Origin of the sequence: Pseudomonas sp. BIGb0278 (assembly GCF_024809895.1) — a bacterium.
GTDB lineage: Bacteria > Pseudomonadota > Gammaproteobacteria > Pseudomonadales > Pseudomonadaceae > Aquipseudomonas > Aquipseudomonas shirazensis.
The window spans coordinates 1,851,232-1,866,738 of record NZ_JANUEL010000001.1 but is presented as its reverse complement, the minus strand read 5'-3'; the positions used below and the strand labels follow the sequence as shown (position 1 = coordinate 1,866,738).

Here is a 15,507-nt window from a genome sequence, read left to right as displayed (position 1 = left end):
CAGCTAGGTCAGACGATCGGCTTGCGCCAGTCGTCGGCACCTTCGGTGCCGGCAGTGGTATGGGTCCAGGTGATTTTGCGATACGCCATCGACACCTCGATCAGCTGGGTGAAGTCGGCGTTCTCCTTGTCTTGGGCGTGAGGCATGACGGTGTTGATGTTGACGATCGTCGCGTCCTCGAGCTTGGTGGTGAAGAAGTGCTCCTGCTTGCCCTCGACCGAGGTGCGGTACCAGTTGACTTCGACGGTGGGCAGCATCTCGCCGCTGGCCAGTGCCTGATACATCAGTGGCGTGGCCTTGTTCAGCGAGCTGGTGAAGATGAAGGGTTTGTGCACACGCTGGCCGGATGGCTGGCCGCTTTGCGGGTCAGTCGGCACGGTCACCTGGTGCTTGATTTCCTGTACCAGGATTTCGTCTTCGTGGCCCTCGACGTAGACATTGCCGACCGAGTCGGAGGTAAAGGCACCGGCGGTGATGTTGCCTTGGGTCTGGCCTTCGATCTTGATGTAAGCGGGTGTTGGCATGGCAGAATCTCCTGCATCCATGTGGATAAAACACGTCTTCCTGAGGGGACGTGGCCATCGGAAGCGATGGGCTTGCTAACGAAACCGAGGCTTCGCTAAACGGGTTGAGTCGGTTGAGTTCGATTGGCGTGGGCTATTGCTGCAGGATCCCGCCGAGCGAGCTGAGCACCTCGTTGGTGATCACGTGCAAGCGGTAGCTGTACAGCCCATAAACCGCAGCCATCACGGTCGAGCACAGTAGTAGCGGGCTCCACCATGGCCATTGCCGGTTCATGCGGTAATTGCGTGGGGCAACGTTGCTCAGCGGCTGGCAAAGCTGCTCAGGCACAGGCCCGCGCAGTTCGCGGATGGCGCTGTAGAGTTTGTTGATCAGCGCCTGCAGGGCGTCGTCGCCCTTGGGCGCGATGGCGTACTTGCCCTTGAGGCCAAGGCACAGGCACAGGTACATGAACTCGAGCACGTGTTGGTAGCGCTTGGGTTCCTGCATCATCCGCGACAGCACGGTGAAGAACTTCTCGCCGCCCCAGGTCTCGTGGTGGAAGATGCTCAGCAGGGGCTCATGGCTCCAGCGGCACTTCTTGCCCCACGACCGGCTCATCACGGCTTCGTCCAGGTGCAGGCACAGCGCGTAGGAGTAGGCCAGCAGATGGGCGGGCTCGTAGGCATGCTGGCGCATCTCCTCGAGGATGTTGCTGACTTGCGTCTGCACCTGGGTGTGGACTTCATCGATGTTGTCCATCTGGTCCACACTGCGCAGACGCATCACCAGGCCCAGCAGCGGCATCGCTGCGTCGACCATGGGATTGGCGTGGCCTCCACGCAGCTGAAATGCTGGATCGGCTGCGTAATGCTTGCTGACAGCGGCAGTGTCAGGCTGTTCTGCAGGCACTGGGTTGGTGTGTTCAGCATCAGGTGCTGTACCGAGCTTCGCTTTGCCAAAGGTCATCTCATTCGCTCCTGATCGCCCAGAATTGCATCTCCAGGCCCGGGAACTCACCGGCTATGTGAAAACCAAAGCCGTTGCTTTCCTGCATGGTTGACCACGCTGCGTTACGCCGGTCCAGTTCGAAGTAGCAGAAACCGGCATGGAAAGGCAGGTCGCGAGGGGCCACCGGCAGCGGCAGCAGCGGGATACCCGGCAGTTGCAGCGGCACCAGGTCGTTGAGTGCTTCCAGCGAAGTGACCTTGGCTTTCTGGATGAACTGCTGGCGCAGGGTTTCTGGCGGCAGGCTGGCGCGGACCGCCAGAATGAACTCGGCCTGGTCGATCAGGCGCCGATCATCCAGGGTTGTCGTCAGCACACCGTAGTCATGGGCATGCAGCGGCAGGGAGATGGCGCGGGGTTGCAGCACCGTGCTCAGAACCCGACGCAGGGTGTCTTCCAGCAGTTTGAACGATGGGCGCAGGGCGCTGTGCTGATACGCTGGGTAGTCTTGCGGCAGCCTGCTTTCATCGGTAAAGGTCACCAGCTCGCCACAGGCCTGGCTCATGCTCAGGTAGAGCTGCTCGGGGTGGACATGCTGCTGGCGTGACAGATGCTGGAAGCACGGCCACCAGCGGTTCATGGCTTGCAGCAGATTGAAATCGCGAATATCGGCGATACCCGACTGGCCACCTGCGCCGATCCGAGCCGCGAGATTGCGGGCGCGCTCACGCAGGGTGTTGCTGATCTCGTCTAGATACCGTTGCAGTGCCGGCACCGCGCGTACCGAAACGCTGGTCGGATAGAAGTTCTCGTCCAGTTTCAATGCGCCGTTCGGGCTTTTCTCGAAAATCCGCGCCAAGGCCAGGCGGCTATAGCCGTTGCGGTCTTCGCTGTTGCGCTTGATCTGCAGATTGGGCACTGCTAGCTCGACCTGGACCAGATCACCATCTGCGGTGTGGGTGTCTTTGATTTCCTCGGCGTGCGCGGTGTACCGAAAGTTGGCGGCATTGTCGGGCCAGCTCACTTCGCGGCCACCTTCGGTGCGCAGCGGCAGGCACAGGTAGATTTCGCCGTTTTGCGATGCGTCGTCGTCGATTTCCAGCGGTGGCGGCGGTGGCAGGTCTGCGGGGATATCGAACACCGTCCCGTCCGGCATGATGCCGCGGGCTCGGGTGATGGCCACCTTGCCCAGGCTCAGGTATTCATCGTTGAGCTGCAGTTCGCTGAAGCCGAAAAAACCGGGGTTCAGGCTGCTCAGACGCTGATGAAACGCAGCCTCGCTGGCGCGCGCTGCCTGCTGGAAGTGCTGCGGTTTGACGAACAGCCCTTCGGGCCAGAGAACGGGATTACGTGAGCTCATGGGCGCTCCGGATCGAGAAGTTAAAAGGCACGGCGCAGATGCAGGAGAGACTCATCAGTCTTCCTCCTTGAGCACGATCTGCGTGTCATTGAGCAGCACCGAGAGCACGACCTGACGACCCCGTGGGGTGATGCGCAGTACCTGCCCCCAGGTCGCGTCGTTCTGCTCGCGGTAGTCGCCGATGACGGCGATGAAGCGGGTGTCGGCGTGAATCGGTTCGAAAGGTATGAACTTGAACTGCCCTGGCGCGAGCACGTAGTCGTCATCGCGTATATAGGTACTGCGCAGCACCTTGGCCGGGTCTTCATCCAGCAGCTGATACACGCTGTTGCGCAGCAGCGAGTCATCGCGCAGCTGCAGAATCTTGATCGCAATAGGCGTGGCGATTGGTTCAGCCGTTACCTCGGTGGCACTGGGCAAGGTCAGCACTACTGCCGGGTCGTCATAGCTGCCGAGAGTGCTGTCGTCGTCAGCCGCAAAGGCCAGGCTGCCACTCTGGCTTTGCTCGCTTGGCGCTTGCGGATATTGCTGCTGAAGGTAGTCGAACAAGCTGCCGACTTTTTCCATCAGCGCCTGCGGATCCTGCGCGGTCAGGCTGATGGCATAGGGGCTTGGTGGTAGCGCGCTTTCCTGCTCGGCGTAAGTGGGTGCGCTGTTGGGGTTGCCGTTGAGGGTAGGGCTGGCGTTGATGCTGAAGGCGACCTGAGTGGGATGATCCTCAGGCGGTCCGATCGGCAATGAGTGATCCAGCGCTACCTGGCTCATTCTGCTCAATGAGGTACATCCGGCCAGGCCAAGCAGTGCCAGCAACAGGGTGATCATTGGCAACTGGCGTTTCATGCTTGCTCCCCGCCGATAAGGCGCTGCAACGCGTCGGCGTGTGCTAGCGGTGTATCCAGCAACGCGTCCAGCGCGGCCAGAGGGTCATGGCCGAGCGGCCGGTCGAACGCTGTGCAGATATCGACGGTGCCTTGTTGCGTTGAAACTTCGATCTGCCAAGGATCCGCCGGAGCGTCGGCGATCAGGGCGTCGAGCAGTCGCTGGCCAGGTGCGAACAGCTCCTCCAGGGACTGCTCGTCGGCTGAGTGCTGCTGACAATGCACATGAACGCGATAGCTGCCGATGTGCAGCCGGTCGCCTTGTTGCAGGCGCACGGGTGAGCGCTCGCCGAGGCTTCGCGGGGTGTCATTGAGGTAGGTCTGGTTGCACAGGTCGACGGCGCAGAAGCTGCCCTCGATCCAGCGAATTTCGCAGTGCAGCGGCCGGATACGCTGTGCGCGGTCCCATAGCAGCCAGTCGGCTGGTCCGCTGCCGATGCTGCCGCCGTTACGATCGAATCGATGGCGGGCGATTACGCCGTGTTCGAGCCGGTCGATATTGCCGATTACCAGGTCCAGGGTGTTCATGCGCGCCCCCTGATGCGGACCACTGGGCTGCTTTTGCCATGCTTGTCATCGACGAAACTGGTCCAGCCCAGGTGCGCACCCTGGCTGCGGTGTAGGCAGAACGGCGACAGCGCGTGCTGTTCCAGCCGCAGCTCAAGGTCGTAGGCCAGGCCGTCGCGCAGGAGAAAGTCGATCAAGGCGCGCAGGCGACCGAAATTGACTCCACTTGGCAGCAACTGGCGCAGCTGGGCCTGGTCGAGGTCGCTGATGAGGATGGTGAACTTGCTGCTGCGGGTGCGGGTACGGTTACCGACCATGAAGTTACTGCCCAGGCAACCATTGGAGCGGCCAAGGCTGACCGTCTGCCTGATAGCGGTAGGCACTGACCGGCTCTCGAATTCACGGATCTGCACGCTGCTCAAGTCAAAGCAGTGGGCGATGATGCCGGCCACGGTCCCGGGCGCACGGCTGCGGCTGGCGATAACGCCGGCAAAGCTGAGCAGGCGACTCCACGGCAGCTCGGTATCGCCACGCAACTGCTTGTTGTCCAGGCCAATCAGGGCGAACACATACTGCGAAAAGCCGTCAGTGGCGCCCGCCTGGAAGCGAATGTAATAGCGGTACTTACGCCAGATACGATGCAGCAGGCTGAGCAGGTAATGATTGAAAAAGTCGAAGAAGGCCGGGCGCACGCCGATGTCGTGAGCGTGGTCGTAGGCAATCTGCTCGAGGTAATAGGTCGGCAGTGGCGAGTCGGTGCCGTGCAGGCCCATGAAGGTGGTACAGACACGGTAGCGCTCGGCCTGATCGGCAATACGCTCTGCCTTGAATACGTCTGACACGGGAAAGGTCAGCCGCGGGTCGCAGCCAAGCCTCACCCGCAGCCGTGTCGCTTCGTCTGGCCAGCGCGGTTCGAGGTCGTCGCCGTGCAGGCCGTGCAAACGCTCCAGCAACTGGAAAAAGTTGTACTGGTGCGCCTCGGCGAGCAAAGCGTCGGCTAGATCAGCGGTTGTCTGCCGGTCAGCAGTGGCCATGTGTAGTGCTCATTGTTGGTGGTATTGATCACTTCCAACTGGTGGAAGGAGTTGATGCTGGCGTACAGGGCAAAAAACTGAGATAGCACGCAGCCGAACAAGTACAGGTCGCCCTCGCAGGAGAAGGCGTCCTGGTTCAGCTTGAGCTGTGTGCGCAGCCCGCGGATCGGCTGGCCTTTGATCAGCCAGTCCAGCGGCGCCGTCTGCACATCGCAGATACCGTCCAGGCGCTTGCGCGTGGCGCGCGCTTGCTGGATGTCATGCAAGGCGGCAAAGTCGTAGGCGCCGATGACTGCCTTGAGCGGCTCGGCTGACAGCAACGACAGGTAGTTGAGCGAGAGGTTGGAGATCAATGCCCATTGCAGGTCGCCGTCCAGCACCGGTCGATAGGGGCGGGTAGGGCGGCAGATGTTGCGGTAGCTGGCCAGCGGAGGCGTGATCTCGGTGATCACATCGATGTCGCCGATCCCCAGTGCCAGCGGCAGGTCGCGATTGGTGCAGGTCAGATCGATCGAAGCGGTTTCGAGTTGTTCGATGTAGGCGGTGGCATCCCCGCGGACAAAAGCGATGCGCTGAATCACGCCATTGCCGCGTAGCGAGTTCTCGATTTCGCAGTGGTAATAGAGCGCCGTGCGCCCCTGCACGTGCTCGATCTCGTGGGCAAATGATTCGAAGGGCCGGAACGTGCGCAGCGTCTCACCCGGCGTATCTTCGCCCGTGGTGCGCGTGCTGACGACCCGGTCGACGCTGAAAATCTCGTAGGCGTCGGCGCGATTGCCATTGGGTTGCAGTTCTACCTGGGCGTCGCGCCCCGACAAGTCGATAGGCTCGGCGCTGTGCTTGAACAGGTTGACTGCAGGGGTGCAGAACAGGCCGAAGTCGTCTTTGCCCACGCGGATCGAGCTGGGCAGCTGGCGGGTGAAGTGAAACTCCAGCCGTACACGTTTGCTGCTGTGGCCAGGCCAGAGCTTGGCGAGCCCCGTCAGGCTGAAAAAGTGGAAGCGCTGCGGGAAGACGAAGTACTCCTGCAGGATACGATAGCCGTCGAACACATTTTGCGGATAGGGCAGCAGCGCTTCATCAGGGCTGAAACCAGGGAATACGATGCTGCTGGCCGGCAGGCGGCGCACTTCGCCATCGATACTCACGCTGATATGTTTGAGGTACTGCGCCAACCACAGGTACAGGGTCTGCGCGCAGCGATCCTCGCCGCTCAGATGAAAGTCCAGGCGTTCGCAGTCGAGCGTGTTCAGCGGGCGATCAACCAGTGTCTGCAGGTCGATACGCACGCTGGTGTTGTCCAGGGTCTGTGTCGCGTCGACGTCGTTGATGGCGAAGGGGTGTAGTTGTACCTCGGCGCAGGTGCGAAATTCGCAGGCGACCCCATCTACCTCTCTGGAAAAAAGCCTCGCACCCTTGGCTACCCTTTGTGACTGGGTCAGCGATTGCGGCTGCGGGGTAAATTGCACAATGGTGGCGCTGGGTAATGGCCGCAGGTAATTAGGCCACAACAGCTGCAGCATCGGGTGGGTCAGTTCCGGCATGTCGTCTTCCAGCTTGAGCCGCAGCTTGGCGGTCAGAAAGGCGAAGCCTTCCAGCAGGCGCTCGACATCCGGGTCACTGCTGTCCTTGCCGAGGAATCGGCTGAGCTGCGGGTTGTCTCGGGCGAAATCGGTGCCGAGTTCGCGCAGGTAGCGCAGCTCTTCGCTGAAACGGTCTTTTAACAACATGGTCACTTCACTCGGGTGTAACGGCTGTGCCCGCTCACCAGCAACTCGATCTGCAGTTGTTCCGCGTGGTTGTTGACCTGCACCTGGCAATCCAGATGAAAGTGCAGCTCCAGCGGGGCATGTGCATCGGGCACGGCCTGCAGCGCATGCACTGCGATCCGTGGTTCGAAACGGTCAATGGTGTGGCGGATGTCGGCGCTGATCTGCTGTAGCAAGTCACCGCGGCTCAAGTCATGGCCGTTGAAGTCGCGCAGGCCCAGTTCAGGGCTGCTTTGCGAGCAGCCCTCACGGCAATTGAGCAGGGTTTCGAGGTGTTGCTTGATCACCTCGAACTTGCGCCCACGCGCTTCACTCCGAGACGACTGGACGTTGGCTGTGGCCTTCACTCCCAGCCGGTCAAACAACCCGGTCACTGCGTGTCGAGCCGGCCAACCAGCGAGATCTCGAAGTTCGCGCCCATGTATTTGAAGTGCGGACGCACGGCCACCGAGACTTGATACCAGCCCGGATCACCGGTGACGTCGGAGACTACAATCGCTGCGGCGCGCAGTGGCCGGCGGCTGCGAACATCAGCCGAGGGGTTTTCCTGATCGGCAACGTACTGCTTGATCCACTTGTTGAGTTGGTTCTCGAGGTCGCTGCGCTCCTTCCAGCTGCCGATCTGCTCGCGCTGCAGGACCTTGATGTAGTGCGCCAGGCGGTTGACGATGAACAGGTACGGCAGTTGCGTGCCGAGCTTGTAGTTTGTCTGCGCCTGCAGGCCCTCAGGGGTCTTGGCGAAGGTTTTTGGTTTTTGCACCGAATTGGCTGAGAAGAACGCGGCGTTGTCGCTGTCCTTGCGCATGGTCAGGGCGATGAAGCCTTCTTCCGCCAGCTCGAATTCCTTGCGATCGGAGATCAGCACTTCGGTGGGTATCTTCGCCTGCAACTGGCCAAGCGACTCATACAGATGCACCGGCAGGTCATCGACCGCGCCACCCGACTGTGGGCCGATGATGTTCGGGCACCAGCGGTAGCGGGCAAAGCTGTCGTTGATGCAGCTGGCCAACAGGAATGCCGAGTTGCCCCACAGGTAGTTGTCGTGGCGGCCGTCGATGCTCTCGTCATAGTTGAAGCTGTCGGTCGGTTGCTCCAGGTGGTGGTAAGCGGATCTGAGCATGAAGCGCGGCCCAACCAGCGCGGTATGGCGGGAGTCTTCACTGTCACGGAACGCGCGCCACTTGGCATGGCGTGGGCCGGCGAAAATGTCTTTCACCTCTTTCAGATTGGGCAGGTCTTCAAAGCTGCTCAGGTTGAAAAACTCGGGGGCGGGTGCCGTCAGGAACGGCGCGTGCGACATTGCACCGACCGATGCCATATAGCTCAGCAGCTTTATGTCCGGTGAGGAGGGGCCGAAGCTGTAGTTGCCTAGCATGGCTGCCACCGGCTCGCCGCCGAATTGGCCGTAACCGGCGGTGTAAACATGTTTGTAGATACCGCTGCAGGTAATATCGGCGGCATTCTCGAAGTCATCGAGCAAGTCGTCCTTGCTAACGTGCAGGACTTCAAGCTTGATGTTCTCGCGAAAGTCGGTACGGTCGACCAGAAGCTTCAGGCCACGCCAGGCGGACTCCAGTTGCTGAAACTCAGGCTGGTGCAGGATCGCATCCATCTGCTTGCTCAGCACTCGGTCAACTTCGGCGATCATTTGATCAACCCTGTGCTTGTTGATTAGTTGATCTGGCTCATTGCTTTTGAGGATGTCTGCAATAAAGGCCGCAACCCCTTGTTTGGCGACTTGATAGCCTTCCTGGGTTGGCGCCAGCATTGTTTCGGCCATGATCTGATCGAGTAATGTGGCGGTGCCCAGGGTTTCAGTGGTGAGTTCGGCGGCAGTGGCTGTGTCGGTCTTGTTTGGCATCGGCGGGCTCCGTCTTATTGGTCTTGTTTGGGCGCGTCGAGCACCAGGTTCAGCTCTTGTGCAAGTTGCTTGCGCGCCTGCGGGTCGGTCAGCAGTTGCTGCAGTTGTTTGCGGAACGCCGGGACATTGCCCAGTGGGCCTTTAAGTGCAACTAACGCTTCACGTAGTTCCAGCAGCTTGTTCAACTCCGGCACCTTGCGGGCGACCTGGTCAGGCCCGAAGTCGTTGATCGAATTGAACTGCAGGTGCACCGCCAACTCGGTATCGGTGGCGGCGCTGAGCATCGACGGCACCGACAGGCACAGGCTGACATCGGCATCCCTTAGCACATGATTGAAGGTGTGCTTGTCGATGCCCATGACCTGGCGGTCTTCGACGGTGCGGTTGTCGTCCAGGCCAAAGTCGCCCAGGACCAGCATTTTATGCGGCAGCTCTATTTCGGCCTGCTCGCCGCCGGTGGCGGGCACATATTTGATGTTGATACGCTCTTTTGGCGCTACGGAACCGTTATTTTTTGCCATAGAAATTCGTAACTTCCTGTTATGTTTGTAGGAGATTTCTCATCTAGAGAGTTAACTTTATTTATTTGTGTAGGAAGCATCCTACATAAATGTAATATTCCTGTTTAGTTATGCGGTGAGCGACTGCCGGCTTATTAAAACCTTGCGCGAAACATGGCTTTTTGGTCGAGCGGAAAAGTGTAAGGAAATATTTGCCTGTATGTTTTGTTCTAACTGGATTAGTGTTCTTTCCCTCAGCGATCCTCACATATGGATTCTGGCGCTATGCTGGTTATCCAAGAAAATTTCTACGCTCTATTGGGCGTGCGTCCTATTGAATGGAGTTCAATTCGGTGTTAGTTCGGAGTGCGTCTGGCATTATCTTTTCACTGCTGGTAAGTGCAGGCGAGGTATTGGCCGACCCTGTACGTGATTGCCCGAGTATTACGTCCAACCTGGAGCGTCTGGCCTGCTTTGACCAGGCTGCCGGAACTCCGGCGCGGGTTGCCAGCCAGGACTGGTCGGTACCCGAGCAGGATTCCCCCAGCGTGCAGAGCGTCATGACCAACGAAGCCGAGCGGGCGGGTGATGACCTGACCTTCCGCCTTCGAATCCATGATGATGGCGGGCCCGCGCACAAGCGGCTGGTAATCTCGGCTCCGGCAATCGCCGAAGGCGAACCGCGGCCCTACTTGGCAATCAGCTGTGTGCAGAACATCTCAAGACTGCAGTTGATCAGCTCGCGGTCTATTGACGCCCGATGGGTCAGGATCCAGCTGCAAGGCGAGCGCGGATCGACCGTTCCTACAGCCTGGCAGGTGATGGAAAACGGCCAGGTGCTGGATGCCGGCCGTGGCTTGCCGGCTATCGAGCAGATCAAGCAGATCATCGGGGCTAAGCGCATCCATGTTGTCAGCGAACATGCAGACCTCAATGGCCTGAGCTTCGATGCCCAGGGCTTGGATCCATTGATCGAGGAGGCGCGCAGAGCATGTCGTTGGTAGCGCCAGTCTCGGCGGAAGAAATTGTGCGGCTGCTTGCGCCGATCGACCCCGCAGCTCCGGCAGGTCTGTTCGACGTGGAGGACGAGACTTATCAGGCGATTGACCAGGAAATGGTCAAACTGGGCGGCATGCAGGAGTCTTCGATCGACTGGTGCTACATCGAGGAAGCGTCGCGCCAGTACTTGAGCCAACAGTGCAAACATCTGCGCATCGTTGGTCATCTGAGCGTCGTTTGGCTACGCAGCGCCTGTTGGGAGCGCTGGGGATTCACCCTGGAGTTGCTTGCGGGGATGCTAGAGCGCTACTGGGAAACCGCGCACCCCAAGCCCGGGCCCAAGGGCTTCCTGGGTAAACGCAAGTCAGTGGCTTTGATCATCAAACGACTCACCGATGCGATTACGCAGTTGGATAGATTTACCTATACCCCGGCCAATGCAGCGGCCGCGCAGCGAGCGCTCACCAGCTTGCAGCAACAGGTCAAGTCAGCGCAGCTTGAGGCGGCTGCGGTCGATGATCTGCAGCGCTTGCTACTCAAACAGGTGGACTTTGCCAGCGGTACCGGCGAGCCGACGCAGGTCAGCCCAGCGCCATCACCAAGGGAGGCAGCGCCATTGGCCGAAGCCTTCTTGCCGGCCAAGCCGGGCATCTCTCTTGGCAATGAGCGCGAGACCCGCCGCGCCGTGCTGAGCATGGCCGAATTCATCAATCAGCAGGACATCTATGACCCCACCGGCTTTCAGCTACGGCGCTTTGGCCTGTGGGCACACATCCAGCTGGCACCCATTGCAAGGCAGGATCAGCGCACCGAGCTGATGGTGGTCCCGGCTGACATCGCCATCAGCTACGAAGAAGCGATCGCTGGCACTGCGGTTGACCCCGCGCTGCTGCTGCGGGTGGAGAAGAGCGTAGCGGCTTCACCCTACTGGATTCGCGGCAGTTTCCTTGCGGCTACCATCGCCGGTCGGCTGGCAATGGGTGAGGTAGCCGAAGCCATTCGCAGCAGTACCGCACGCTTCGTTTTGCGCTTGCCAGCGTTGCAGTCGCTGTGCTTCAGCGACGGCACGGCCTTTATCGACGAGCAGTGCCTGGCGTGGCTCAAAGGTGGCCACGGTCCGACAGAGCAGACATCGGCTTCGCAAGAATTCAGCAGCCTGCGCGCCGAGTTGGTCAGCCAGCTGGAAGTGGCAGGGGTGGAGCCGGTGCTGCTGCAGCTGCAAGCGTTGCAAACAGACTATCGCTCGCCGCGTGAGCGTTGCCATACCACCGCTATTGCCGCCGACCTGCTCGCCACCAAAGGCCTCTCTTGGTTGGCTCAGGACCTGTGCGCAAGCGTGGTGCTGACCATGCAGCAAACCAGCGCCGCTGCCTGGGAACCAGAGGTGTTCAACCGGCTGCAGCAGGTAGCAGCAACCTCGGCGCTGCTCAAACAGAACAAGGACTAGGAGCCTCATGAAACAACTCTGGACTGTTTTCAAACGTTGGGGCGTGCCGTTGGCAAGACGAGTCGGCCTGGCCTTGCCGATCCTGTTGGGGCTTGGCGGCGTGCTCGTGCTGATCGCCATCTGGTGGCTCGGCCCGCACTGGAGCTGGCGTGGCCAGCAACCGCTGGCGAGTGTGACGCAACGCAGCTTGGCCAGCCTGCTACTTGTACTGGTCCCGCTGTTGGCGTGGGCGCTGGTGCTGCGGGCAGGGTTCGCTTGGCTGCAAGCGCAGCGCACGCATGAACTGGCTGCTGAAGCAGACCCTTGCTTGCCGCTGGTGCAGGCACAGGATCGAGCGTTGCAGCGCAGCCTTGAACACTACCTCGGCAATGCTGGCGGGCGTCGAGCTTTGTATCGGCTGCCGTGGTACATGGCCGTGGGGGTGGCGGATGCCGGCAAGAGCAGTTTCATCGAGCGTTCCAATCAGCGCTTCGCACTTACCCGGGTCGATCAGGCTCAGACCCGAGGGCATTCGCTGGATACTCTCGCTTATCCAATCGGCTGGTGGATCAGCGATGACGCCGTGATCATCGATCCGCCCGGGGCTTTGATCACCCAGGCAATGGCGAAGCCTGAATCAGGCGATACATCGTCCGAATCCAATGCTGCAATACCTGCCGGCAGCCAGGCGAAGCTGTGGAATCATCTGCTCGACTGGCTGGTCCGCAATCGAAGCCGCCGGGCTCTCAATGGCCTTCTACTGGTAGTGGATCTGCCAGCCCTGCTGCATGCTTCGCCAGAGCAACGCATCGAGCTAGCCAACACCTTGCGCACCCGGCTGTACGACATTAGTACTCAGCTAGGTTCGCGCCTGCCGGTGTATGTGGTGATGAGCAAACTTGACTTGCTCGATGGCTTCGACCAGTTTTTCGCGCGCATGCCTGTAAAGGGACGCGAGCAGATACTAGGTTTCACCTTCAGGCTGGACGCCGTCAGCGACTTCGATGCCTGGTTGAATGAGTTCGCCAACCACTACGACAAACTGACCGCTCTGCTCTACGAACAAGTACTCGAGCAGCTGCGGCTATTGGCATGCCCGTCCCAGCGGGAGCGCCTCATGTCGCTGCATGCCCAATTCATCGGTCTGCGTCCCGTCAGTTTGAGTTTTCTCAATGAAGTCCTGGCGAGTGATCGCTTCACCACCCCGGCCTTGGTGCGCGGTGTGTATTGGTCGTCAGTACTGCAGCAGGGGCAGATCACCAATGCGTTCGTTCGCGAGGCGGCCCAGCCTTACGTAATCAAACAGGTGCTGCGTGAAGGCAAGCCGCATGGTCAGCCAGTGGTTTACTTCATCCAGCAACTGTTCGAACGGGTCATCTACAAGGAGGCTGGCCTCGCTGGCGACAATGCCAAGGTAATCCGCAACAAGCGCCAGTTGGTGTGGCTTGGCTCTGGTGTAGGCCTTCTGGCGCTGGCAGTCGCGACCGCCAGCTGGCAACGCTACTTCGACGTCAACCAGCTGAAAGCCGCTGCTGTCCTGGCAAAGAGTCAGGAATACAGCCTTCACGAGGTCGACCAGCATATCGACCCCACCGGGCGTAACCTGCTAGGTCCGTTGGACCAGATCCGCGATGCAGTAGCTGTGTTCGGTGACTATCGCGGAGCATGGCCTGGTGTGGCAGATCTGGGCCTTTATCAGGGGCGCGCAATCGGGCCGAGGGTAGACGAAGCGTACCTGAGTCTGCTGTCCAGACGCTTTCTGCCATCGCTGGCGGCTGGCGTCATCAAGGCCATGGACGCTGCGCCTGCCGGCAGCGAGCAGCAGATGGCTGCGCTGCGGGTTTATCGCATGATCGAGGACCGTAGCAATCGCCGCCCGCAGTGGGTAGAGGAATGGATGGCCCAGCAGTGGCAGGCGGCCTTTCCTGGGCAAGGCCAGGTTCAGCGTAATCTGATGCGCCATCTGCATTACGCCATGGCATACGCCGATACCGATCTGCCGCAGTATCGTCTGCGGGTCAGCGAGATTCAGCGAACCCTGCGCGAATTGCCGCTCCCGCAACGGGTGTACAACGCGCTCAAGCAGCAGGCGCAGGAGCAGCTGCACGGCAACCTTGACCTGCGCAATCAGGTCGGGCCTGCGTTCGACGTGGTTTACCAGTCAAGCGCTGCAGGCAAACCTGATTATCAGAGCTTGCTGCTGGCAAAGCTGCTCACGGCTGAAGGCTACAAAAGCTATTTTGAGCCTCACAGCGAGAAGATCACCGACATAGCCATGATTGACCAGTGGGTACTAGGAGAGCGCGATCAACTCGACTACTCGGACGCCGACCGTAAAGCCTTGACCGAGCGCGTTCGTAGCCTCTACAGCGCCGATTACGTCAATAGCTGGCGGCAGGCCCTGAACGCTGTTGCTATCACTGACTTCCAGGACCTGAAGCATGCTGTGACGGTATTGGAGCAACTGACCGGTCCTGCTGCGCCTATGCAGCGGTTGCTGGAAACGGTGTCGGAAAATACCACGCTGAGTTCGTTGCCGGTGGTGAGTACCGGGCAGGACCAGCCCAATGGTGTCCAGCCTGCAGCGAGCATGCCTGAGTCGCCGCAGACCGTGAGCATCCGCCGTGCTTTTGCCGGCCTTAATTCCATGCTGGAAGTGAAGGGCGAGAAGCCTAGCTACTACGATGAAACCCTGACCGCGATCACTGCCGTGTACGATTACGCCAGACTGGTCCACGACAGCCCCGATCGTGGCCGGGCCGCACTGAATGCGGTAATGCAGCGCTTCTCGATGACCGGGCACGAACCGATTGGCACGTTGCAACGCGTTGCCAGCGGCTTGCCAGAGCCGCTCAATCAGCAGGTCAAAAAGGTTGCAGACCAGACCGCTCGCGTGCTCAACATTGAAGCGCTGCGTGAACTGGAGCGGCGATGGGACGCCGACGTTTACAGCTTTTTCCAGCAGCGGTTGGCCGGTCGCTATCCGTTTGCCGCGGCCGCAGTCGATGCCTCGCTGGATGATTTTGAGGCCTTCTTTGGACCGAAGGGGCGCTTGCAGCAGTTTCAGGATCAGTACCTGACACTCTTCCTGAAAGACAACATCGAGGCTTTGCAGTCCGACCAATACAGCGAGTCGCTGATCCGCCCTGATGTGATCGCTCAGTTGCAAGCGGCAGAGCGCATCCGCGACACCTTCTTTGATCAGCGCGGCAACCTCAGTGTGCAATTCAGCATCGAGCCGCTTGGGCTCAGCGCCAACCAACGCACCAGTCTGCTGGACCTCGACGGTCAGCTGATTTCCTACACCCATGGCCCGAGCCAGATTACAGGTGTTGTCTGGCCCAATACGCTTGGCCAGCAGGTGCGCAGCAACCTGACGTTGCTTAGGCTCAATGGCAACAGCAGCCGCCTGGAGTACCGCGGCCCATGGTCGATGTTCCGCCTGCTCAGCCGAGGCGCGCTCAACGGTCGCACTGCTACCAGTGTCGACTTGAGCTTCACAACAGGGGAGGGGGTGATGCGCTACCGACTGAATTCCGAGAAGGCCTTCAACCCGATTACCCAGCAGCCGTTCAAGGGCTTCAAGCTGCCCCGCGGGCTATTACAACAGTCTTCGAATCTACTCCAGGCGAGCGTGTTGGAGGAAGGCAGGAGTAGCGCGTTTTAGAGCTGGGACAACCCGGCGAGTGACGCAGTCGGGGTCCATAACAATAAGAAAGAGAGC

General features: G+C 60.0%; 13 protein-coding genes. 3 read left to right on the top strand and 10 right to left on the bottom strand.

Annotated features, from left to right (window positions below; genetic code table 11):
• Positions 1-8: 8 nt before the first annotated feature.
• The 10 genes from M2396_RS08400 to tssB form a co-directional block, all read right to left on the bottom strand.
• Positions 9-524 (bottom strand): Hcp family type VI secretion system effector, encoded by a 516-nt coding sequence (locus M2396_RS08400; RefSeq protein WP_259074170.1) that lies wholly within the window; start codon positions 522-524, stop codon positions 9-11.
• Positions 525-657: 133 nt separating this feature from the next.
• A complete protein-coding gene (icmH, locus tag M2396_RS08395) occupies positions 658-1,470 on the bottom strand; it encodes a type IVB secretion system protein IcmH/DotU (RefSeq protein WP_150569597.1) in 813 nt (270 codons plus the stop codon).
• 1 nt (position 1,471) lies between these two features.
• Positions 1,472-2,809: a type VI secretion system baseplate subunit TssK gene (gene tssK / locus M2396_RS08390; protein ID WP_259074169.1), complete on the bottom strand. Its 1,338-nt coding sequence runs from the start codon at positions 2,807-2,809 to the stop codon at positions 1,472-1,474.
• Between the two features lie 54 nt (positions 2,810-2,863).
• Complete coding sequence (gene tssJ, locus M2396_RS08385) at positions 2,864-3,649, bottom strand: type VI secretion system lipoprotein TssJ (RefSeq protein ID WP_259074168.1); 786 nt, start codon at positions 3,647-3,649, stop codon at positions 2,864-2,866.
• Positions 3,646-4,215, bottom strand: coding sequence for an FHA domain-containing protein (locus M2396_RS08380; RefSeq protein WP_259074167.1), 570 nt, complete (start codon positions 4,213-4,215; stop codon positions 3,646-3,648). Before M2396_RS08380 ends, tssJ begins: the two co-directional genes overlap by 4 nt.
• Entirely contained in the window at positions 4,212-5,228 is a 1,017-nt protein-coding gene (gene tssG, locus M2396_RS08375; RefSeq protein WP_150569593.1) for a type VI secretion system baseplate subunit TssG, read from the bottom strand. Before tssG ends, M2396_RS08380 begins: the two co-directional genes overlap by 4 nt.
• A complete protein-coding gene (gene tssF / locus M2396_RS08370; RefSeq protein ID WP_259074165.1) occupies positions 5,192-6,958 on the bottom strand; it encodes a type VI secretion system baseplate subunit TssF in 1,767 nt (588 codons plus the stop codon). The genes tssG and tssF overlap by 37 nt, the downstream gene beginning before the upstream one ends.
• A 2-nt stretch (positions 6,959-6,960) precedes the next feature.
• On the bottom strand, positions 6,961-7,371 hold the full coding sequence (gene tssE, locus M2396_RS08365) for a type VI secretion system baseplate subunit TssE (RefSeq protein ID WP_259074163.1): 411 nt from the start codon (positions 7,369-7,371) through the stop codon (positions 6,961-6,963).
• Positions 7,368-8,858, bottom strand: coding sequence for a type VI secretion system contractile sheath large subunit (gene tssC / locus M2396_RS08360; protein ID WP_259074162.1), 1,491 nt, complete (start codon positions 8,856-8,858; stop codon positions 7,368-7,370). The genes tssE and tssC overlap by 4 nt, the downstream gene beginning before the upstream one ends.
• Positions 8,859-8,872: 14 nt before the next feature.
• A complete protein-coding gene (gene tssB, locus M2396_RS08355; RefSeq protein WP_150569589.1) occupies positions 8,873-9,379 on the bottom strand; it encodes a type VI secretion system contractile sheath small subunit in 507 nt (168 codons plus the stop codon).
• A gap of 392 nt (positions 9,380-9,771) precedes the next feature.
• Between tssB and vasI the strand changes: the two genes are divergently transcribed.
• The 3 genes from vasI to tssM are packed head-to-tail and all read left to right on the top strand — an operon-like array spanning position 9,772 to position 15,450.
• Positions 9,772-10,362: a type VI secretion system-associated protein VasI gene (vasI, locus tag M2396_RS08350; RefSeq protein WP_224786365.1), complete on the top strand. Its 591-nt coding sequence runs from the start codon at positions 9,772-9,774 to the stop codon at positions 10,360-10,362.
• On the top strand, positions 10,350-11,804 hold the full coding sequence (gene tssA / locus M2396_RS08345) for a type VI secretion system protein TssA (protein ID WP_259074161.1): 1,455 nt from the start codon (positions 10,350-10,352) through the stop codon (positions 11,802-11,804). Before vasI ends, tssA begins: the two co-directional genes overlap by 13 nt.
• Before the next feature lie 7 nt (positions 11,805-11,811).
• On the top strand, positions 11,812-15,450 hold the full coding sequence (tssM, locus tag M2396_RS08340) for a type VI secretion system membrane subunit TssM (protein ID WP_259074159.1): 3,639 nt from the start codon (positions 11,812-11,814) through the stop codon (positions 15,448-15,450).
• Positions 15,451-15,507 lie beyond the last annotated feature (57 nt).

What these genes read in the sequence shown, in the direction of transcription:
- tssC (WP_259074162.1), bottom strand. Translation starts at nt 8,858, where the DNA reads ATGCCAAACAAGACCGACACAGCCACTGCCGCCGAACTCACCACTGAA.
- tssK (WP_259074169.1), bottom strand. Translation starts at nt 2,809, where the DNA reads ATGAGCTCACGTAATCCCGTTCTCTGGCCCGAAGGGCTGTTCGTCAAA.
- tssG (WP_150569593.1), bottom strand. Translation starts at nt 5,228, where the DNA reads ATGGCCACTGCTGACCGGCAGACAACCGCTGATCTAGCCGACGCTTTG.
- tssM (WP_259074159.1), top strand. Translation starts at nt 11,812, where the DNA reads ATGAAACAACTCTGGACTGTTTTCAAACGTTGGGGCGTGCCGTTGGCA.
- tssF (WP_259074165.1), bottom strand. Translation starts at nt 6,958, where the DNA reads ATGTTGTTAAAAGACCGTTTCAGCGAAGAGCTGCGCTACCTGCGCGAA.
- tssB (WP_150569589.1), bottom strand. Translation starts at nt 9,379, where the DNA reads ATGGCAAAAAATAACGGTTCCGTAGCGCCAAAAGAGCGTATCAACATC.
- icmH (WP_150569597.1), bottom strand. Translation starts at nt 1,470, where the DNA reads ATGACCTTTGGCAAAGCGAAGCTCGGTACAGCACCTGATGCTGAACAC.
- M2396_RS08400 (WP_259074170.1), bottom strand. Translation starts at nt 524, where the DNA reads ATGCCAACACCCGCTTACATCAAGATCGAAGGCCAGACCCAAGGCAAC.
- tssJ (WP_259074168.1), bottom strand. Translation starts at nt 3,649, where the DNA reads ATGAAACGCCAGTTGCCAATGATCACCCTGTTGCTGGCACTGCTTGGC.
- tssA (WP_259074161.1), top strand. Translation starts at nt 10,350, where the DNA reads ATGTCGTTGGTAGCGCCAGTCTCGGCGGAAGAAATTGTGCGGCTGCTT.
- M2396_RS08380 (WP_259074167.1), bottom strand. Translation starts at nt 4,215, where the DNA reads ATGAACACCCTGGACCTGGTAATCGGCAATATCGACCGGCTCGAACAC.